This is a genomic window from Flavobacterium sp. J372, from assembly GCF_024699965.1.
GTDB lineage: Bacteria > Bacteroidota > Bacteroidia > Flavobacteriales > Flavobacteriaceae > Flavobacterium.
Genome location: NZ_JAJOMZ010000004.1, coordinates 2564447 through 2583622, shown reverse-complemented (window position 1 = coordinate 2583622; position 19176 = coordinate 2564447). Strand labels below are relative to the sequence as shown.

22 protein-coding genes and 2 pseudogenes are annotated in these 19176 nt (G+C 42.2%); 15 read left to right on the top strand and 9 right to left on the bottom strand.

The window, feature by feature from the left end; translation table 11 throughout:
* Position 1: 1 nt before the first annotated feature.
* Both LRS05_RS12780 and LRS05_RS12775 read right to left on the bottom strand, forming a co-directional pair.
* On the bottom strand, positions 2–334 hold the full coding sequence (locus LRS05_RS12780; RefSeq protein WP_257868678.1) for a PadR family transcriptional regulator: 333 nt from the start codon (positions 332–334) through the stop codon (positions 2–4).
* Positions 335–571: 237 nt separating this feature from the next.
* A complete protein-coding gene (locus LRS05_RS12775) occupies positions 572–1024 on the bottom strand; it encodes a DUF4870 domain-containing protein (protein ID WP_257868677.1) in 453 nt (150 codons plus the stop codon).
* Between the two features lie 156 nt (positions 1025–1180).
* Here LRS05_RS12775 and LRS05_RS12770 point away from each other — a divergent pair, with 156 nt between their 5' ends.
* The 11 genes and pseudogenes from LRS05_RS12770 to LRS05_RS12720 all read left to right on the top strand — a co-directional run bounded on the left by LRS05_RS12770 (position 1181) and on the right by LRS05_RS12720 (position 10314).
* Entirely contained in the window at positions 1181–1636 is a 456-nt protein-coding gene (locus LRS05_RS12770; protein WP_257868676.1) for a DUF4442 domain-containing protein, read from the top strand.
* Positions 1637–1717: 81 nt separating this feature from the next.
* Positions 1718–2626 (top strand): TIGR01777 family oxidoreductase, encoded by a 909-nt coding sequence (locus tag LRS05_RS12765; RefSeq protein ID WP_257868675.1) that lies wholly within the window; start codon positions 1718–1720, stop codon positions 2624–2626.
* A gap of 254 nt (positions 2627–2880) precedes the next feature.
* Positions 2881–3348 carry a nucleotide exchange factor GrpE gene (locus LRS05_RS12760; RefSeq protein ID WP_374707792.1) on the top strand — a complete coding sequence of 156 codons (468 nt, stop codon included), beginning with the start codon at positions 2881–2883 and terminating at the stop codon, positions 3346–3348.
* A gap of 22 nt (positions 3349–3370) precedes the next feature.
* Positions 3371–4503: pseudogene (dnaJ, locus tag LRS05_RS12755) on the top strand (molecular chaperone DnaJ).
* Between the two features lie 205 nt (positions 4504–4708).
* The gene (locus LRS05_RS12750; protein ID WP_257868672.1) at positions 4709–5641 is read left to right on the top strand and encodes an ABC transporter ATP-binding protein; all 933 of its coding nucleotides are present in this window, start codon (positions 4709–4711) and stop codon (positions 5639–5641) included.
* Complete coding sequence (locus LRS05_RS12745; protein ID WP_257869274.1) at positions 5638–6924, top strand: ABC transporter permease; 1287 nt, start codon at positions 5638–5640, stop codon at positions 6922–6924. The genes LRS05_RS12750 and LRS05_RS12745 overlap by 4 nt, the downstream gene beginning before the upstream one ends.
* Positions 6925–7054: 130 nt before the next feature.
* Positions 7055–8217, top strand: a pseudogene (locus LRS05_RS12740) (sigma-54-dependent transcriptional regulator).
* Between the two features lie 61 nt (positions 8218–8278).
* Complete coding sequence (locus LRS05_RS12735) at positions 8279–8929, top strand: DEAD/DEAH box helicase (protein ID WP_257868671.1); 651 nt, start codon at positions 8279–8281, stop codon at positions 8927–8929.
* A gap of 346 nt (positions 8930–9275) precedes the next feature.
* Positions 9276–9554: a hypothetical protein gene (locus LRS05_RS12730; protein WP_257868670.1), complete on the top strand. Its 279-nt coding sequence runs from the start codon at positions 9276–9278 to the stop codon at positions 9552–9554.
* A gap of 3 nt (positions 9555–9557) precedes the next feature.
* On the top strand, positions 9558–9776 hold the full coding sequence (locus LRS05_RS12725) for a putative signal transducing protein (RefSeq protein ID WP_257868669.1): 219 nt from the start codon (positions 9558–9560) through the stop codon (positions 9774–9776).
* 10 nt (positions 9777–9786) lie between these two features.
* The gene (locus tag LRS05_RS12720) at positions 9787–10314 is read left to right on the top strand and encodes a GNAT family N-acetyltransferase (protein WP_257868668.1); all 528 of its coding nucleotides are present in this window, start codon (positions 9787–9789) and stop codon (positions 10312–10314) included.
* Between the two features lie 14 nt (positions 10315–10328).
* Here the strand turns inward: LRS05_RS12720 and LRS05_RS12715 are convergent, their stop codons facing one another.
* On the bottom strand, positions 10329–10523 hold the full coding sequence (locus LRS05_RS12715) for a hypothetical protein (RefSeq protein WP_257868667.1): 195 nt from the start codon (positions 10521–10523) through the stop codon (positions 10329–10331).
* Positions 10524–10617: 94 nt separating this feature from the next.
* Between LRS05_RS12715 and LRS05_RS12710 the strand changes: the two genes are divergently transcribed.
* On the top strand, positions 10618–12255 hold the full coding sequence (locus LRS05_RS12710; RefSeq protein ID WP_257868666.1) for an ABC-F family ATP-binding cassette domain-containing protein: 1638 nt from the start codon (positions 10618–10620) through the stop codon (positions 12253–12255).
* Positions 12256–12380: 125 nt separating this feature from the next.
* Here the strand turns inward: LRS05_RS12710 and LRS05_RS12705 are convergent, their stop codons facing one another.
* The 4 genes from LRS05_RS12705 to LRS05_RS12690 form a co-directional block, all read right to left on the bottom strand.
* The gene (locus LRS05_RS12705) at positions 12381–12734 is read right to left on the bottom strand and encodes a hypothetical protein (RefSeq protein WP_257868665.1); all 354 of its coding nucleotides are present in this window, start codon (positions 12732–12734) and stop codon (positions 12381–12383) included.
* A gap of 37 nt (positions 12735–12771) precedes the next feature.
* Positions 12772–13746, bottom strand: a complete 975-nt coding sequence (locus LRS05_RS12700) for a TonB-dependent receptor plug domain-containing protein (RefSeq protein WP_257868664.1) — start codon at positions 13744–13746, stop codon at positions 12772–12774.
* A complete protein-coding gene (locus LRS05_RS12695; RefSeq protein WP_257869273.1) occupies positions 13730–14281 on the bottom strand; it encodes an RNA polymerase sigma factor in 552 nt (183 codons plus the stop codon). The genes LRS05_RS12700 and LRS05_RS12695 overlap by 17 nt, the downstream gene beginning before the upstream one ends.
* Positions 14282–14429: 148 nt before the next feature.
* Positions 14430–15263, bottom strand: a complete 834-nt coding sequence (locus LRS05_RS12690; RefSeq protein WP_257868663.1) for a hypothetical protein — start codon at positions 15261–15263, stop codon at positions 14430–14432.
* 72 nt (positions 15264–15335) lie between these two features.
* Between LRS05_RS12690 and LRS05_RS12685 the strand changes: the two genes are divergently transcribed.
* Complete coding sequence (locus tag LRS05_RS12685; protein ID WP_257868662.1) at positions 15336–16214, top strand: PPK2 family polyphosphate kinase; 879 nt, start codon at positions 15336–15338, stop codon at positions 16212–16214.
* 2 nt (positions 16215–16216) lie between these two features.
* Here the strand turns inward: LRS05_RS12685 and LRS05_RS12680 are convergent, their stop codons facing one another.
* Positions 16217–16549 (bottom strand): hypothetical protein, encoded by a 333-nt coding sequence (locus LRS05_RS12680; RefSeq protein WP_257868661.1) that lies wholly within the window; start codon positions 16547–16549, stop codon positions 16217–16219.
* 95 nt (positions 16550–16644) lie between these two features.
* Entirely contained in the window at positions 16645–17208 is a 564-nt protein-coding gene (locus LRS05_RS12675) for a hypothetical protein (protein WP_257868660.1), read from the bottom strand.
* A 200-nt stretch (positions 17209–17408) separates the two neighbouring features.
* Between LRS05_RS12675 and LRS05_RS12670 the strand changes: the two genes are divergently transcribed.
* Both LRS05_RS12670 and LRS05_RS12665 read left to right on the top strand, forming a co-directional pair.
* Entirely contained in the window at positions 17409–18779 is a 1371-nt protein-coding gene (locus LRS05_RS12670) for an MATE family efflux transporter (RefSeq protein ID WP_257868659.1), read from the top strand.
* A gap of 45 nt (positions 18780–18824) precedes the next feature.
* Positions 18825–19055, top strand: coding sequence for a hypothetical protein (locus tag LRS05_RS12665; protein ID WP_257868658.1), 231 nt, complete (start codon positions 18825–18827; stop codon positions 19053–19055).
* The last annotated feature ends 121 nt before the right edge of the window (positions 19056–19176 follow it).

The following is a 19176-nucleotide window of genomic DNA, read 5'->3' as shown; positions in this document are numbered from 1 at the left end:
CTTATGCGTTTTGGCTGGTTATGGTATGTACCGCATCAGATAGTTCTGTCCAGGTAACATTTAATTCATTTAAAAATTCTTGTCCTTGCTCGGTGAGCCCGTAATATTTGCGGGGCGGCCCCGATGTTGATTCTTCCCAACGGTAGTTTAGCAGTCCGTCGTTCTTTAGCCTTGTGAGCAGTGGGTAAACTGTGCCCTCTACCACAAGCATCTTTGCGTTTTTAAGCGTATCCAGGATTTCTGATGTATAGGCGTCTTTTTCTTTCAGCACCGATAGTATGCAGAACTCCAAAATACCTTTGCGCATTTGGGCTTTTGTATTTTCGATATTCATGGTCTTCTTTTTCTTAATGCATTAAACACTTGTTCCTTAGTCCCTTGTGCTGTGCCCCGCTTTGGGGGAGGGTGTGATGTCTGTCTGTTCATAATGTCCGTTTTTTGATTGATGATTGATGATTGATGATTGATGATTGATGATTGATGATTGATGATTGATGATTGATGATTGATGATTGATGATTGATGATTGATGATTGATGATTGATGATGATTTGATTGATGATTGAAACTCTTATTTTAAAAATTTGATTGCAAAAGGGTAGGTGTAGTCCTGGCCGTTACTGTTTTTTACAGCGGCATATATAATGAGTATAAACTCAGCTATTTTAAACACTGCAAATAATGCAGTAGCAATAACACCTATAAATGTGATGGTGCCAATATTGCCAATGGCAAAATGTTCAATGGTTTCTTCAAAGCCCTGACTCACAGAAAAATTAATATTATTGATGATGCCTATCACAGCAAAGGGAACTGCGAGCATTAGGAATATCACTGTATATACAAACAGGCTCAGGTGAAAGTTGATGGCTTGTTTGCCGTTGTGGTCAACAAAAGCTGAATCGTTTTTGCGCATGCTCCATATCAGCACAGGAAAGATTATACTGCCTAGCGGAATAAAATACTGGCTTAAGGCGCTTAGATGTATTAGTGTTGCTGTGTTTTTGTTTGCTGTAGTTTCCATAGTAGATGCTATTAGCTATTAATATTCTATGCAAATATATTTCTTTTGTCAGATACTATGCAATACAAAGTACCTATATTTAACATAATTTTAACAATATAAAATATGCGTGCATACTATTATATTTTACGTATCTTCGTATAAATACAGTGTATTATGCAATTTACTTCTGCCAAACTTAATGTGTTTTTGTTCTTCAAACTTCCGTCTGCTTTTTGGAGCGGGGTCAGGGTTAAAAATATTACAACCGAAAAGTGTATTGCCGCTGTAAAGCACAGCTGGTTTAACCAAAACCCTTTTAATTCAATGTATTTTGCAGTGCAGGCTATGGCGGCAGAGCTCACTACAGGTGCACTGGTGATGTATCACATAAAGTTGAGCCGTAAAAACATCTCAATGCTGGTAGCTACCAATAAAAGCTCTTTTAGCAAGAAGGCACGTGGCAGGATTACCTTTACATGTACGCAAGGAAATGTGATTAGCGACGTAATTGAAAAGGCTGTAGCTACAGGTGATGGGCAGACAGTCTGGCTGGAAAGCCAGGGAATAGATGAACAGGGCGATATTGTATCTCAGTTCAGTTTTGAATGGACATTGAAGGTAAAACAGTAGCATTGTTCATAAAATGCTGTTAAACGCCTGAATATTAACTTTTGTTTGCCGTTTGCCTCGCTAAATTTGGGAAAAAAAGTTATGAAAGTTCTTATCACGGGGGCTACAGGTTTGATCGGGACAGAATTGGTTTCGCTCCTGCTGAAAAAAGGCATACATATAAATTATCTCACTACTGCAGAAGATAAGATACAAAACGAAGAACGATACAACGGCTATCTCTGGAATCCTGACAAAGGTGAAATAGACGAATCTGCACTTGAGGGTGTTGACGCTGTAATACACCTTGCCGGAGCTACAATCTCTAAACGCTGGACTGAAAAATACAAGCAGGAGATATTGGAAAGCCGCATTATTTCAACCAACATGCTTTATAATGTGCTAAAAAACACAAAGCACGAGGTTAAACAATTTATCAGTGCATCGGCTATTGGCATCTACCCTGACAGCCGCACAGAAGTATATTCTGAAGATAACACAGCTGTTGATACATCATTTTTAGGAAAAGTAACCCAAAAATGGGAAGAGGCTGTGTCGCAAATTGAACGTCTTGGTATTTCAGTAGCTAAAGTACGTACAGGCCTTGTGCTATCAGGCAAGGGCGGTGCGCTTCCTGAAATGGCTAAGCCGGTAAAATTCGGACTTGGCGCCGCATTTGGAGATGGCGAGCAATACCAGTCATGGATTCACATTCGCGACCTGGTACATATTTATTACTATATACTTACAGAAGAGCTGGAAGGTGTATATAACGCCGTGGCGCCATACCCCGTATCACAAAATACTTTAATGAAAACTATTGCGGATGTGCTGGATAAGCCTTATTTCATGCCGAATATTCCCTCATTTGTTTTACAGCTGGCACTTGGCGAAATGCATATCCTTTTACTGTCAAGCCAGAATGTTAGCGCACGAAAAATACTCGACAGCGGTTTCCAGTTCCGTTATCTTTCACTTGAAAAAGCCGTAAAAAGCGCGCTTAAAGTTTAATTGCATAAACTTATAGTCTGTAAAATTTTCACCTGTTATAAAAAACACGGTGACAAAGTGGCATTTTCCATGTTTTGGCAATACTTTTGCACCCACGTTTGCGAATACACGCGAAACAAATAATGTTCAAGAAAATATTTAAGAATATGAGCCAGGAAAATGCTGAAACAAAAGACAAAGACCTGACACAGGATGAGGTAATTAACACAACTGAAGATACACAAACTGAATCAGCCGATGCTGCTGCGCCGGAAATGCCTGCTGCTGAAGAACTAAGCAGGGAGGCTAAGCTTGAGGAAGATCTGGCAAAAGAAAAAGACAAATTCCTTCGTTTGTTTGCCGAGTTTGAGAATTACAAAAAACGTACATCAAAAGAAAGGCTTGAGCTTTTTAAAACAGCAAACCAGGAAGTGCTTCAGGCGCTGCTGCCTGTAATGGATGATTTTGACAGGGCACTGGCGCAAATTGCAAAATCGGAAGATGAAGCGTTGCTTAAGGGTGTTGAACTTATTCACAACAAGCTTCGTGACACGCTGGCTTCAAAAGGGCTTGAGCTTGTTGATATAAAAGCGGGCGATGCTTTTGATGCTGATTTTGCCGAAGCCATTACCCAGATTCCTGCCGGTGATGACCTGAAAGGCAAGGTGGTAGATGTTGTAGAAAAAGGCTACAAGCTTGGCGATAAGATAATCCGTTTCCCGAAAGTGGTTATCGGTAACTAATATTGGTATAATCCATTGCAAAATGAAAAAAGATTTTTACGAAATACTGGGTATAGATAAGAGCGCTACGGCTGAGCAGATTAAAAAGGCTTACCGTAAAAAGGCTATTGAGTACCACCCTGACAAAAACCCGGGCGACAAAGCGGCTGAAGAAAACTTTAAGCTTGCGGCAGAAGCCTATGAGGTACTTAGCGACCCTGACAAAAAAGCACGTTATGACCAGTATGGCCATGCAGCATTTGACGGTGCGGGCGGTTTTGGCGGCGGCCACCACATGAACATGGATGATATTTTCAGCCAGTTTGGTGACATTTTCGGCAGTGCGTTTGGCGGTGGCGGTTTCAGCGGCGGCTTTGGCGGTTTTGGCGGCGGTGCAGGCCAGCGCCGCATGAAAGGCAGCAACCTTCGCATTAAGGTAAAAATGACGCTTGATGAAATTGCCAACGGCGTTGAAAAGAAAGTGAAGGTAAAGCGCAAAGTTCAGGCTAAAGGGGTTTCATTCAAAACATGCTCTACCTGTAACGGTACGGGCCAGGTGATGAAGGTAACCAATACTATTCTGGGCCGTATGCAGAGCGCCTCAACCTGCCATGTTTGTGGCGGTACAGGCCAGATAATTGAGAGCAAACCCAACCATGCCGACGCACAGGGTATGGTGATGGAAGATGAAACAGTATCAATCAAGATACCTGGCGGCGTAGCCGATGGCATGCAGCTAAAAGTTTCAGGCAAGGGCAATGATGCACCGGGCAGCAACAGTATACCGGGTGACCTTATTGTAGTGATTCAGGAAATCGAACACGCAACCCTTAAACGCGAAGGCGAGAACCTTCACCTTGACCTGTACATAAGCTTCGCTGAAGCTGCACTTGGTGTTTCTAAAGATATTGAGGCTGTAAACGGCAAAGTCCGCATCAAGCTTGAAGAAGGCATCCAGTCAGGTAAAATATTAAGGCTGAAAGGCAAGGGCATACCTAGCCTCAATGGCTATGGCAATGGTGATTTGCTGGTACATGTAAATGTCTGGACACCAAAGACACTGACTAAAGAACAGCGTCAGTTTTTTGAGAAATCTCTTACAGACGAAAACTTTATCCCAAACCCTGAAAAAAGTGATAAATCTTTTTTGAAAAAGTTAAGGATATGTTTTCATAGTTTAAGAAAAAAATTATACATTTGAAATTCACTAGCATACTAGTGAATTTTTCTTTTTCATAGCAATTTTTCCCATCCTTTTCGCAAGTTAAGGGTGGGTTTTTTTATTATGTCAGCTATTCCGCGCGATTCTGCTCAAGAGAATGTAACATCACGGCTGTTATTACGCCATATTATCTTATTTTTACAATCACAATAAAACAAAATGACAACACCAATACTCGAGGTAAAGAATGTTGTGAAGCAGTACGGCGATTACACCGCGCTCAACAACGTTTCTTTACAGGTGCCGCGCGGCAGTATATATGGCCTGCTTGGGCCAAACGGTGCCGGAAAGACATCACTTATACGCATCATCAACCAGATTACAATGCCCGACTCAGGCGAGGTTTTCCTTGACGGGGAAAAGCTTGAGCCAAAGCATATAAGCCACATTGGCTATATGCCCGAAGAGCGCGGACTTTACAAGACCATGAAGGTGGGCGAGCAGGCGCTTTACCTGGCCCAGCTGAAAGGCCTCACCAAAAAGGAAGCGAAGGAACAGCTGGAATACTGGTTTGAAAAGCTGGAGATACAAGGCTGGTGGAACAAAAAGATACAGGAATTGTCTAAAGGTATGGCACAGAAGATCCAGTTTGTGGTTACTGTACTGCACAAGCCTAAATTACTAATACTTGACGAACCTTTCAGCGGGTTTGATCCTGTTAACGCCAACATCATTAAAGATGAAATTATGGAATTGCGCGACAAAGGCACATCCGTAATCTTTTCAACCCACCGAATGGAAAGTGTAGAGGATATGTGTGACCATATTGCTTTGATTCATCGTTCCAACAAATTGATTGAAGGTGCGTTGGGCGAAGTGAAGCGCCAGTACCGCAGCCGCACATATGAGGTTGGCATTGTGCCCGATGGCATAGAACGTTTCTTTGCACACATGGCCACTACACAATACACATCTCAGCAGGCTAATTTTAAGACACTTGATGATGAGGTGAAACTTGAAATAGCTTTACCGGAAGGAAAAACATCGCGCGAGCTGCTGCAATATCTAATGGCACAAGGCGACGTGACCTATTTCGTTGAGAAGATACCGAGTGTGAACGATATATTCATCCAAACTGTAAGCAAGAAATAATGAGCCTGTCTTTAATCATAAAAAGGGAATTCAACGCCAAGGTGCGTAATAAATCGTTCATAGTAATGACATTCCTTAGTCCGCTATTAATGGTAGCCATGGCAGTGCTTATTGGGTATCTTGCCAATGTAAATGCCGATGAGGTTTCAAAAGTTGCGATACATGATAAAAACGGACTGCTGAAGAGCGACCTTAAATCAACAGAAAAGATAAAATATGAAGATGTATCGGCCATGCCTTATGAAGTAGCCAAGAAACATGCATCTGAAGGTTATGAAGGTATGCTGTACGTGCCCGAAAATATCAGTGCTAAAGACCTTGCAACAAAAGTTCAGTTCATCACTAACGATAGCCCTGACCTTGACATTGTAAACGGCGTTGAAGAAGTCATAGACGACAAGCTCACCAAAAGCAATTTTAAAGAACTTGGATTTGATTATGACAAAATTGAACAGGCAAAAACAAAGTCAGACATCCACCTAAGCAAGTTCTCCGGTGAAGAAACGTTTAAAGAAGCCAACCTTATCAAGATAATCATCGGCGGTGGCTGTGGCTATTTTATCATGATGTTCATCATTATTTATGGGAACATGGTGATGCGCAGCGTGATAGAAGAAAAAACCAGCCGTATCATTGAAATTATCATATCATCGGTAAAGCCTTTCCAGCTAATGATGGGCAAGATTATCGGTACATCACTTGCGGGGATACTACAGTTTATTATCTGGGCTGTTTTGGGATTAACGCTCTTTACAGTCTTGACATCAGTATTCAATGTACAGATGGGCACTCCGCCACAGCAGGAGGTTTCACAGGCGGCAATGAGCGGGGTGCAGCTATATGTAAATGAGTTCCTGAAACTGCCTTTGTTTACCATGTTCATTGGCTTCATCATTTATTTTATTGGTGGGTACTTTCTTTACAGCTCATTCTATGCTTCAATTGGCGCGGCTGTTGACAGCGAGACCGACTCACAGCAGTTCCTTTTCCCGATAATAATGCCGCTGATGCTTGGAGTATATGTAGGTTTCTTCACGGTGATAGATGACCCGCACGGCACTGTAGCGACAGTTTTCTCGATGATTCCGCTTACATCGCCAATTGTGATGCTTATGCGTATACCGTTTGGCGTGCCGCTGTGGCAGTTACTATTATCAATAGCAATATTGTTCGGGACATTCCTTGGCGTGGTATGGTTTGCTTCAAAAATCTATCGCATCGGAATCCTGATGTACGGTAAAAAACCAACATACAAAGAGATTTTCAGGTGGCTTCGCTACTAGCTTTCAGTCACAGTCACAGTTAAAAGTGAGACACAAGTTAAAAGATGCACAATGGTTTTGGTGCACTAGTTATTTGATATTAAATTACTAATCGAAAAATCGAATAGTCGAATAATCTAACAATCAAAGAATGCCTAAGATATTGATAATAGAAGACGAAGCTGCTATACGCCGGGTGCTCGGGAAGATACTTTCCGAAGAGAACGATACTTATAAAGTTGAGGAAGCCGAAGATGGCGCAGCAGGCCTGGAAAAGATAAAGAATGACGATTATGACTTAGTGCTGTGCGACATCAAAATGCCTAAAATGGATGGCGTAGAGGTGCTTGAGGCCGTGAAAAAAATAAAGCCCGAAATACCAATGGTGATGATTTCAGGCCACGGTGACCTTGAAACAGCAATTAACACCATGCGTCTTGGGGCTTTCGATTATATTTCAAAACCACCGGATTTAAACAGGCTATTGAACACCGTTCGCAATGCCCTCGACCGTAAGACGCTTGTGGTTGAGAATAAGATGCTGAAAAAGAAAGTCAGCAAAAACTACGAAATGGTAGGCGACAGTGAGCCTATTAACCTTATCAAAGACATTATAGAAAAAGTAGCCCCTACTGATGCGCGGGTGCTTATTACAGGCCCTAATGGTACCGGTAAAGAGCTTGTGGCACACTGGCTGCATGAGAAAAGCGAACGTGCCAATGCCCCGTTTGTTGAGGTTAACTGTGCGGCAATACCTTCAGAGCTTATAGAGAGCGAACTCTTCGGGCATGTGAAAGGGGCGTTTACAAGCGCCGTGAAAGACCGTGCCGGTAAGTTTGAGACTGCAGATAAGGGGACCATCTTCCTTGATGAGATTGGCGATATGAGCATGCCGGCGCAGGCTAAAGTGCTGCGTGCGCTTCAGGAAAACATGATAACAAGGGTAGGGGCAGAGAAGGATATCCGTGTTGATGTGCGCGTGATTGCCGCAACTAACAAAGACCTTAAAAAGAAATAGCCGAAGGGCGCTTTCGTGAGGACTTGTATCACCGCCTGGCGGTAATCCTTATAAAAGTTCCGGCGCTGAATGACAGGCGCGATGACATCCCTACACTGATTAACCATTTCGCCGAAAAGATTGCAGGGGAGCAAGGCTCAGCCACCAAAAAATTCTCAGCAGATGCAGTAAAACTATTGCAGGAGTATGACTGGACTGGTAATATCAGGGAACTTCGCAATGTAGTGGAGAGGCTTATAATCCTCGGTGGCAGCGAGATTTCAGAAAACGACGTGAGGCTTTTTGCAAGTAAATAAACCTTATGAGCTCTGTTTGGGAGCTTCGTAATTCATAATTCGTAATTCATAATTGAATACTGTGTTTTTAAAAAAAATAAACCCCAACCTTGCCAAAGCCATCGAAGAGGCAGGCCTTACCGAAGCTAATGAAATTCAGCTTGAAACCTGGAGCACCATAAAAAGCGGTGCCGATGCAGTTATTTGCGCCCCGAAAGGCGAAGGCAAGACGACGACTTTAGTTATTACCGTTATTCAGCGCCTTGAGAAGCCATTTGAGGAGTCTCCACGTGCACTTATAATAGTGGAAAATAAGGCTGAAGTGCTGGCTGTAGTGGATATGTTCAGGCAATATAATAACCATAATGGACTACGGGTTTACGGTGTGTATGAGCAGGGCGATATAGATTATGACAAAAACCAGATATCGTTGGGCATAGATGTGCTTATAGGTACTCCCGGCAGGCTTAACGAGATGTTCTCAACGGCCGGTTTTGACGTGAACAGGTTGAAGATGTTCATTGTTGACGAGGCTGAAACCCTCCTCAAAAACCGTATGGAGACAAAAATTGTCCGCATCAGCGACAGCATCACTAAAACTCAGCGCCTGTTCTTTACCGATGTGATAACCGACAGGGTTGAGATACTGGCTGACAGGATTATGATTGAGCCGTTGTTCTTTGAGTTTGATGAAGGGGGAGAGGAAGAAGATTTTGACGATGAGGAGACCTGATTATTTTCATACTGATAGTTTCGATATATATACTCCGGTTAAAAAATTATATTTTACACCTGATCTTGTTATAAACAGTTTATTTGTAATTTTTCTATTGCCCGGAGTGGTAGAATCGTTATTTATTAAATTATCTCCTACTGAGGAATTATCGATTATAAGTAAGTTCTTTCTAGTTTGCATGTGTATCCTGTGGATACCATTTTTAATTTTGAGGTTTAATAATCTTATTCGATATAAGCCTTTAAAGGGAGTAATTGATGGCAAGATCCAGTTCAAAAATGATTCAATTGTAGTAAATGAAAAAGTATATGTGATTGAAGAAATGTCCAAATTGGAACTGTTCATGTACGACTATCAGGGGCAGGATTACCGACGATATGAAAAAACATGTAACGGTTTGTTGTCAAACGGGGTAAATAATGCGGCTATATTTTATTATCCTGATGGTAATATCGTCACAACGTATGTAAGACAATTCGGGCAGTATGACAGATTACATTTACGTCCGCAATTAATTAGTTATTGCCGCGCAGGTAAACTTGAATTTGACGATTTGGTAAAACTGTTGGCAATAGACTATGACCATCTTCTGACCGAACTCAAAAATGAACTTAACCAATAAAATATGGCACTAATAAAAATATTCTCTGGTAGTGAAATCATGGCTTTGGCTTTAAAAGACAAGATTGAGGCAAACGATGTAAAAACAATGGTTAAGAATAACGTGCAGGCAGGCAATATTGCCGGTTTTGGCACGCTTGGCCAGGCCGTCGAGGTTTTCATCAATGACCGCGACTATCTGAAAGTAAGTAAAGTAATTGAGGATTTTAAAATGAATAGCTAAACTAAGTTCCATGCTCAAACCCTTTGAATCTGAACGACTTTTGTACCGCGAATTGCTTCCAAGTGATGCTGAAGCCATGTTTGAAATGGACAGCAATCCGGAAGTACACCGCTATCTTGGTGGCAATCCTACACAAACCATTGAGGAGACGCGCAGAATAATCGAGATGATCCGTAAACAATATATCGACAACGGTATCGGGCGTTTTGCAGCCATTTTAAAGGAAACCGGCGAATGGATAGGCTGGGTAGGCCTTAAGCTGGAGCGAAATGTAAACGGACACGAAACTTTTTATGATATTGGCTACAGGCTGCGCCCTGAGTTTTGGGGTAAAGGGTATGCAACTGAGTCGGCGAGGGCATTTGTAGACTATGGTTTCAACATATTAAAAGCCGATAAAATTTGTGCCTATGCTGATGAATCTAATAAAGCATCACGCCGCGCATTGGAAAAAGCAGGCCTGAAATACATCAATACTTTTGACTCTGATTATTTAAAAAAGAAAATGACGAACGTGCGGTTTGGTATGAGATTGTGAACCCCGGGCTTTAGTTACATCTTATCCATCTTCTTTTTCCTGCTTTGGGAAATGTATCCGAAAATCAGTCCGAACACCAGCCACAAAGGAAGAAAAAGTAATAGCTTCTTCACGATTATTTTTTCTCCATCTACTAACGGGAAAATGATGTTGAGGATTATGAACATCACGACACCCCATATCAACCCGAATTTCATCCAGCTTTTCATGTAATTTTTTTTCGCAAATGTAGAAGTTTAACGTGTTTCTGCCAATTGCGTACCTGCCTAATTATCCTATCTTTGCGCCTTCAAAATTATCACGATGATTTCTATAGATGCGCTTTCGGTACAGTTTGGCGGTACCACGCTTTTCAGCGATGTTTCTTTTTCAATCAATGAGAATGACAAGATAGCCCTGATGGGTAAAAATGGGGCGGGAAAATCAACCCTGCTGAAGATTATTGCCGGAGTTAACAAGCCGTCTTCAGGCGGTATCTCTGCACCAAAGGGTACTGTGATTGCCTATCTTCCGCAGCACTTGCTTACTGAAGATAACGCCACTGTTTTTGAAGAGACATCAAAAGCGTTTGAGAAAATCTTTAAAATGAAGGCCGAAATTGATGCGCTGAATGAAGAGCTTACCGTGCGTACCGATTATGAAAGCGAAGATTATTATAAGATCATTGAAAAGGTAAGCGAGCTGAGCGAGAAGTTCTATTCTATCGAGGAAGTAAACTATGAAGCTGAAGTTGAAAAAGTACTTACAGGTATGGGCTTTGAGCGTACCGACTTCACAAGGCCAACATCAGAGTTTAGCGGTGGGTGGCGTATGCGCATAGAGCTTGCAAAGATACTTTTGCAGAAGCCAGACCTGATACTTCTGGATGAGCCTACCAACCACATGGATATCGACAGTATCCAGTGGCTTGAAGACTTCCTTATCAACAGCGCGAAAGCCGTAATGGTAATATCACACGACAGGGCCTTTGTAGACAACATTACAACCCGTACTATCGAGGTTACTATGGGTCGCATCTATGACTACAAAGCCAAATATTCACACTACCTCGAGCTGCGTAAAGATCGCCGCGCGCACCAGCAGAAGGCCTATGACGAGCAACAGAAATTCATTGCTGAAAACCAGGCGTTTATTGAGCGTTTCAGGGGGACTTTTTCAAAAACCGAACAAGTGCAATCCCGTGTGCGAATGTTAGAGAAGCTGGAGCTTGTTGAGGTTGATGAGGTTGATACATCGGCACTTCGCCTGAAATTCCCTCCGGCGCCACGCTCCGGTCAATATCCTGTCGTGGTAAATGAACTTTCAAAGAGTTACGGCGACCACGTTGTGTTCAAAGATGCGTCGATGGTTATCGAGCGCGGACAAAAAGTTGCTTTCGTAGGCCGTAACGGTGAGGGTAAATCTACAATGGTGAAAGCCATTATGGGCGAGATTGATTTTGAAGGAAAGATGGAAATAGGCCACAATGTGCAAATTGGTTATTTCGCACAGAACCAGGCAGCTATGCTTGATGAAAACCTTACCGTTTTTGAAACGATTGACCAGATTGCGGTGGGTGACATCCGTACTCAGATAAAGAACCTATTAGGGGCTTTCATGTTTAGCGGAGATGACACAACAAAGAAAGTAAAAGTACTTTCAGGTGGTGAGCGTACGCGCCTTGCCATGATAAAACTGCTGCTGGAGCCTGTAAACCTGCTGATACTGGATGAACCTACCAACCACCTTGACATGAAAACCAAAGACATCATTAAAGATGCGCTAAAGGCTTTTGACGGTACATTGATACTGGTATCACACGACAGGGATTTCCTTGACGGACTCGTAGAGAAGGTGTTTGAATTCGGGCATAAGCGCGTGAAAGAACACTTTGAAGACATTAAAGGCTTCCTTGAACATAAGAAGATGGAGAACCTTCGCGAAATAGAGAAGAAGGCTTAGTGATTAGCAAATAGCCACAAGGCAAAAGCACTCTTACATATAAAAAAGCCACTAGTTCGCGTGTAGCAAGCTAGTGGCTTTTGGCTTTATTCTGGTGGCGAACAGGGCTTGTGGCTTGTGGCTTTTTACTTTTGGCTAATACCCTTCCATAAATCCCAGCCTAAAATATTTGTCCTGATTTCTTTTTGCCAGGCATCACCATACGTTTCGTTGAGGTAAGCGAAGGCCAGTATATTGTATTCTTTATAGTAGTCTAACGGCGGGGGCGTACAGCCAAAGTCGTGAAAGCGCACTTTGTATTTCTCCTCAAATTTTCTGTCGGCCTCCGTCACAGCCGGCACAAAACCGCCAAGGATATACAGCCTAACGTTGTTATTAGCAGCATCGGCTGCAAACTTCTGGGCAACGGTAGGGACTGCGGGTAAAGTTCTTCCTTTAGTGCAAGGCTCCTGAGCATTGATGCTTAAACTAAACAGCATTATTATCAATATAATATATTTCATGGCTTAGGAATAGCTATTTAGGTTTTTCGTTATTTGATTCAGGAGATAATGTTACTGATTTCTCAGCATGCTCTTTTATGAGTTTTTTCAGCTGGCGTTTTTCTTTGCGTGAAAGGTCTTTAGTAGTTATTATTATTACGCCATCCTTTCCTCTGTCGCTGTAAATCGCTCTCGCGCCTTCATCTTTTAGTATAGAAACCGATTCTATTTTCTTTGGGTCGAGCTGTTTAAAAATCGAGTAATTAGCTATCATGCCGTCAATCACGTACATAGGTTCAGGAAAGCCCTTTGCGTTACTTCCAATCCGTATAGTTGTCCCGAATGGTTTGCCGGTTTCAACTTTTACTCCCGGGAATTGGCCTTCCATGTTTTGTACAAACGTTGCACGTGGACTCTGCTCAATAGTGCCCTGGCCTATGGCTTTCATGTTCTTGTTGTGCAGCATTGCCATACCTGTACCAGCGTTTAAAGAATCATTGCTTTTTTCAGGTGCAATTGCAGAACCAACATATCGTTCTTTCACAGGTGGCATTTGTACATCAACTACAACTTCATCCAATTCTGTGTGACCTTCTTGCAATTTAGTATCGGGCGATGTTTTTGAATCATTTCTTTCAGCTGATTTCGAACTATACAATGTCCTTGCCGGCTCATTCACCACAACTTCTTCTTCGTCCTTCACCTTCTCAGGGTCAAGCACATCATTCACTTTTTGCGTGTCAATAACCGTGCTTACCTCATTTTCAGGCAATGCTTTTGGCGCAGTTACGCTAGTGTTATTAGTGATGATATACCCGCCAACGGTAAGGCATATCAGCAATATTGCCACAATACTCACATACTGCCATATCGGGATCACCCTGCGCTTCTTTTCGTCCAGCTTTTCTTCAACGCGGTTCCATATCGCTTCCATACAGTCAAAGCCTTTGCTTTCGGCTTTGTCGGCGGCATCTTTAAACTGCTGGTATAATTTATCTTGATTTTCCATGACTCTTTTCGTTTTGGTAATAAACATTGTTAACCAGTTCTTTCAGCTTGGTACGCGAGACATTTAATTGTGATTTAGAGGTTCCTTCGCTTATATTCAGCATGGCGGCTATCTCTTTGTGTCTATAACCTTCAATGGCAAATAAGTTGAATACTGTGCGGCATCCTTCAGGCAGGTACGTAAGCAGGTGCAGCAGGTCTTCCTCATCAAGCGCAGCCGGCGGTGTTTGAGATGGTTCTGCACCGGCTCCCAGGTCTTCAATATAAATATTGAAGTTTACCTTTTTCTTCAGGGTGAGCAGGCACTGGTTCACCGTAATTTTTCGTGCCCAGGCTTCAAAAGCCTTGCTTTCAATTAGCTGCTCCAGCTTAGTGAAGATGGTATAGAAAGCATCGGCCATGGCCTCGTCAATATCTTCCTCATGCTTCAGGTAGCGTTTGCAGGTGTGGTACAGCTTTGGCGCCATAAGCTCATACACCTTCCGCTGCGCATCGCGTTGGGCTTTCCTGCACGCTAAAAGTAGTTTTTCGTCTATCACAATTAGTCTCTTTGCTTATATAGAGCACAAAACGAAGGGAAAGGTTGGGACGAGTTCAAAATTATTTTAAATTTTGAATGATAAATTTTGAATTAACGTCTAAGTCAGGTTCCCCTCTCTTTTGGAGAGGGGCTGGGGGAGAGGCCTATTTATCTATCGTCAGCTTATAAATATCAGACGCTTCCACCTGGCTATCAGTATCTTCGCAAAGCAGGAAGGTCAGGTTTTTTGCATCTTCGGCATAAAGGGTAATACCTTCAAATTTATTTTTGGATGAGATAACCTGCGTCCAGTCAATTTCCATACTGTCAATATCAATACAGCCTATTAGCGTGCCTGCAACCTCGCCGTCATGATAGGTAGAATTTGACTTTTCTGCGGCTGCGAGGAAATAGAGCTTACCTTTAACCTTCACGGCATCAGTAAAGCTTGCGGATGCACCGTTTATTTTTGGTAATTTAAATTCGTTGTGAAGCATCTGGAATTCCTGCCCGAAAATATCCCCACTCAATGTAAAGATGGCATTCTGGCCTTTGGGGCCATTGCCACGGTTAAAGAAATACCAGTCGGCACCATCATTAACAACAGCTTCGATATTAAAGTTGGCTTTATCAATCTGGCCGAAACTCTGCATTGCATCATACAATTCGGCCATGTCAATCTTTGATGTGCTTGTTGTTGCAGTGTTAACTTTCTGCGCTGTATTTCTTTTATCTGTAGAGCCCGACCCAAACAGGTATAGATCGTTTCCATATAATGTCATCGCTTCAAAATCGGGCTTATAAGCTTTTGGGATGTTCTCTAATGGCCTTGCTTGTGAGAGTTCTGTTTTAGTGAGGTTTTTTGAGGGAATATCATAGTTGTACAACACATTGCTGTTATCAGAAATAAGATAAAGTGAATTGTTCTGGAAGAAAAGGCCTGAAGCCGAGCCAATGCCAATAATCCTGCAGAAAAGCTCTAAGCTGAATTTGCGCATAATTTATGTTTTTGTTAAAAACGTGCCGTAAAATAAATTCTTACATTTATAGATAAAGATACTATTTCCCTGATGGAAAACCTAAACACAACTAACTTTATAGCAAAGCCGGAGACTACTTTAGCAGCAATGCAAACATCGATAGATTTGGGCAAAACTAAAGATGAAATTTGCGAAGCTTTAAAGAAGACCAGCAAAAAGCTTAGCCGACTACAGGAAAAGATGTTTGCCAACAACCGTTACAGCGTACTCATTTGCCTTCAAGGGATGGATACATCAGGTAAAGACAGCCTTATCCGCGAAGTATTTAAGCGGTTCAATGCCCGCGGCCTGCACGTTTACAGCTATAAGACGCCTACAAGCACAGAGTTGGAACACGACTACCTTTGGCGGCATTACATTGCGTTGCCCGAGCGCGGTAAATTCAGCGTTTATAACCGGTCGCATTACGAAAATGTGCTGGTAAGCCGGGTACATCCGGAATATGTTTTGAGTGAAAACCTGCCGGGCATACATGAAGTGGAAGACATTAAAGATGGCCTTTGGCAGCAGCGTTTTGAACAGATAAATAATTTTGAGAAACACATAGCTCAAAATGGTGTTATCGTATTTAAGTTTTTCCTCTACATCAGTAAAAGCGAACAAAAGCGCCGGCTCCTGCGAAGGCTTGATAATGAAAAACACAACTGGAAATTTGCACCGAGCGACCTGGAAGAGCGCGAGCATTGGGACGCCTATATAAAATATTATGAAGAAGCGATAAAAAATACATCAAAACCACACGCACCTTGGTATATAATCCCTGCTGATGATAAGCCAACAGCACGGTTTCTTGTAGCAAACACAATATTTGATGTATTGCAGAAGTATGATATTGCAGCCCCCGAAGTAGCTGATGAAGTGCTTGAAAATATAAATAAATACAGGCAGCAGTTGCGTAGTGAGAAATAAAGCTATTCCTCAAACATATCCCTGAATTCTTCTTCAGACAAGCATATGCCCAGGTGGCTTACCATCTCGTTATCATCTTCACTGCCGCCGATGAAGTATATGGGCGTTTCGGCTGTAGCCTTCCGCCTGCGTATCTCCTGTGCTGTAATACGTCCATGCGAAGGTTTTACAGCATAGTTCACCACAATGGCATCGGCTTTGCACTTACCGGTTTTCCGGTAAGCTTCACCACCATCAACAAGCTCACTGCCAACAACTTTGTGCCCTGACTTTTTACAGTAATCAAGCAGGGGTGTGGTAGGCTCTTTGCTCCAGTCGATGATAAATAGTTGCATGGTGATGATGGTTTATACAAATATAAAAAAACCTGCGGGAGTAACCCACAGGCTTTTCAGTCAAGTTAGTTTTTGTACTTAGGTATTTTGACTTTTTACAGTTTAAATCCGTAAGCGAAACGAAGCGCTATTTGATCTGTATGGAAATCATCGGCGCCTTCATAACGCAGGCTTATGTCGATTTTATCATTAGCATAGCCAAATCCCGGAGACCAAAGGAATGATGTTTCATCATGTGTTACGGCAATACCGATACCTGCCTCACCTAAAATATAGAAACGGTCTTCCCAAACGAAATATTTAAAACCTGCCTTAATCGGAATAAATCCAAGGTCATCAGCCTCATAAGTTACCGTACCGCCCGGAGTTGCAACTGTATAGTCATCACCGAAGAAATGCTGGTAACCTGTTGTAAGCGTGATAGATCCTTTTCGTGTAAGGTCATATTGCAGCCTGATGTCCCCGCCCAGTGCAAAGGTATAAGCGTCAAAATCATCATTTACCGGCAGTCCGGCATTAATACCAAACCCTAAACGGAATGCTTGTTGAAACTCGTTCACTTCCTGGCTCGGTGAACCTGTAATGTCTTGTGCAAAGCTACCCGCTCCCACAAATAGTAATGCACCCAGCATTATCTTTTTTAAATTCAGCTTTTTCATGATTTTCTCTTTTGTTAGATTGATTTATTGAGTCAAAATTACTGTAATACTTTTACTAATAATTTTAAGAATTTGTTAATCATTTGATAATAATTCACAAAATTAAGATGAGTAATCCTATAAAATGGTGATTATTAAAAGATTGGCTCGAAATGTGAATTTCGCCGGTGTAAATTTTACCTTTGCGCAAAAAAAATACTGTGGTACTATCAGTTTATACAAAAGAATTTCGCCAAAACCTCACACTCGCGTGGCCTGTAATACTCGGCATGGTGGGGCATACGCTCATCGGCCTGGTAGACCATATCATGGTGGGGCGTATAGGCGCCACAGAACTCGCAGCGGTATCACTCGGCAACAGCATGGTATTTATAGCTATGTCGGTAGGTATAGGCTTCTCAACTGCTATAACGCCAATGGTAGCGCAGGGAGACAGCTCAAAAGATGATGGTATGGTACGCAGCGTTTTTCATCACGGGTTGCTTTTATGCACAATTTTGGGCATTGCGTTGTTTGGGGTGGTTATGCTTGCAAAGCCAATAATGTACCACATGGGCCAGCCGGAAGAGGTTGTAAAGCTTGCAGGGCCATATGTAAATCTGGTGGCATTTTCATTGATTCCGGTAGTTGTATTTCAGGGATATAAGCAATTTGCCGATGGTATGTCATTAACGAAATATGACATGTATGCCGCTGTAATGAGCAATATAGTTCATGTGATTATCAATTATTTATTGATTTACGGTGTCTGGATTTTTCCTAAAATGGGAATAGTTGGGGCTGCCCTCGGCACTGTTATTTCACGGGTGCTTATGGTAGCTTACATGCACTACCTACTATCTCATAATGAGAAACTTAGGCAATACTTCCATGGCTTCAGCTGGGCTTCCATTAAAAAAGCAATGCTGAAGAAGATTGTGGCAATGGGTATACCATCAAGCATGCAGATGCTTTTTGAGGTGGCGCTCTTTACTACAGCAATCTGGCTGTCAGGCTCTTTGGGTAAAGAAAGCCAGGCCGCAAACCAGATAGCACTGAGCCTTGCATCACTAACGTTTATGTTTGCCATGGGACTGAGCGTTGCAGCAATGGTGCGGGTTGGCAACCAGAAAGGGCTTCAGGATTACAACAAGCTCCGAATCGTGGCAAGGTCGATATTTTTGCTGGTGGTGCTTGTTGAAATTGTCTTTGCCATACTTTTTGTAGCGCTGCACCAGGTACTTCCGCACTTATTCTTAAACAATGATCCTGCAACTATACTGGCTGATAACCAGCAGGTTATTGCTATTGCATCATCGCTTTTGCTCGTGGCTGCCGTATTCCAGATTAGTGATGGCGTACAGGTAGTGGTGCTCGGTGCGCTAAGGGGCATCCAGGATGTGAAGATTCCAACGGTCATAACATTTGTTTCGTACTGGCTTATAGGCTTCCCGATTTCGTTTTACTTAGGCTTATATACTGATTTAAAAGCAATTGGCATTTGGATTGGACTGCTGGCAGGGCTTTCAGCCGCCGCGTTATTTTTGTATCTTCGCTTTAATTATATGACAAATAGACTCGCTAAGAGCTAAGAGAAGCTAACTTTAAGACTTTCAACTTTTTAACTTTCAAATTAAATGGAATTACCAAAATTTGTACTTGCCGATAATACTGATTATCCTGACGATATCTTCATTATACACCTTGATTATCCGAGGTTTATCATTAATCTTAAAGACGATGAGGTAGAGTTTCTTGAGGAGCCGGAAGACCTTGACGAAAATGAGCTCAATGCGGAAATGGAAGGTTTGATTGAAGCGGCTAATAATTTTTACGACCGCGAAATGGAGCGTTACGAAGCACAGTAAATTTTAACTCCACTTCTGATGCAGGAGGGAGGAAGTATTTAACAATTTTTTAGTAGTCAGATTTATCCGTAAATGTAAGGGGAGTAAAATTTGAATATTTTTCGAATTTTAAGCTTTTGCA

Excerpts from the sequence above, each read along its gene's own strand:
- LRS05_RS12780 (WP_257868678.1), bottom strand. The coding sequence starts at position 334 with ATGAATATCGAAAATACAAAAGCCCAAATGCGCAAAGGTATTTTGGAG.
- LRS05_RS12775 (WP_257868677.1), bottom strand. The coding sequence starts at position 1,024 with ATGGAAACTACAGCAAACAAAAACACAGCAACACTAATACATCTAAGC.
- LRS05_RS12770 (WP_257868676.1), top strand. The coding sequence starts at position 1,181 with ATGCAATTTACTTCTGCCAAACTTAATGTGTTTTTGTTCTTCAAACTT.
- LRS05_RS12765 (WP_257868675.1), top strand. The coding sequence starts at position 1,718 with ATGAAAGTTCTTATCACGGGGGCTACAGGTTTGATCGGGACAGAATTG.
- LRS05_RS12760 (WP_374707792.1), top strand. The coding sequence starts at position 2,881 with ATGCCTGCTGCTGAAGAACTAAGCAGGGAGGCTAAGCTTGAGGAAGAT.
- LRS05_RS12750 (WP_257868672.1), top strand. The coding sequence starts at position 4,709 with ATGACAACACCAATACTCGAGGTAAAGAATGTTGTGAAGCAGTACGGC.
- LRS05_RS12730 (WP_257868670.1), top strand. The coding sequence starts at position 9,276 with ATGTACGACTATCAGGGGCAGGATTACCGACGATATGAAAAAACATGT.
- LRS05_RS12725 (WP_257868669.1), top strand. The coding sequence starts at position 9,558 with ATGGCACTAATAAAAATATTCTCTGGTAGTGAAATCATGGCTTTGGCT.
- LRS05_RS12720 (WP_257868668.1), top strand. The coding sequence starts at position 9,787 with ATGCTCAAACCCTTTGAATCTGAACGACTTTTGTACCGCGAATTGCTT.
- LRS05_RS12715 (WP_257868667.1), bottom strand. The coding sequence starts at position 10,523 with ATGAAAAGCTGGATGAAATTCGGGTTGATATGGGGTGTCGTGATGTTC.
- LRS05_RS12710 (WP_257868666.1), top strand. The coding sequence starts at position 10,618 with ATGATTTCTATAGATGCGCTTTCGGTACAGTTTGGCGGTACCACGCTT.
- LRS05_RS12705 (WP_257868665.1), bottom strand. The coding sequence starts at position 12,734 with ATGCTGTTTAGTTTAAGCATCAATGCTCAGGAGCCTTGCACTAAAGGA.
- LRS05_RS12700 (WP_257868664.1), bottom strand. The coding sequence starts at position 13,746 with ATGGAAAATCAAGATAAATTATACCAGCAGTTTAAAGATGCCGCCGAC.
- LRS05_RS12690 (WP_257868663.1), bottom strand. The coding sequence starts at position 15,263 with ATGCGCAAATTCAGCTTAGAGCTTTTCTGCAGGATTATTGGCATTGGC.
- LRS05_RS12685 (WP_257868662.1), top strand. The coding sequence starts at position 15,336 with ATGGAAAACCTAAACACAACTAACTTTATAGCAAAGCCGGAGACTACT.
- LRS05_RS12680 (WP_257868661.1), bottom strand. The coding sequence starts at position 16,549 with ATGCAACTATTTATCATCGACTGGAGCAAAGAGCCTACCACACCCCTG.
- LRS05_RS12675 (WP_257868660.1), bottom strand. The coding sequence starts at position 17,208 with ATGAAAAAGCTGAATTTAAAAAAGATAATGCTGGGTGCATTACTATTT.
- LRS05_RS12665 (WP_257868658.1), top strand. The coding sequence starts at position 18,825 with ATGGAATTACCAAAATTTGTACTTGCCGATAATACTGATTATCCTGAC.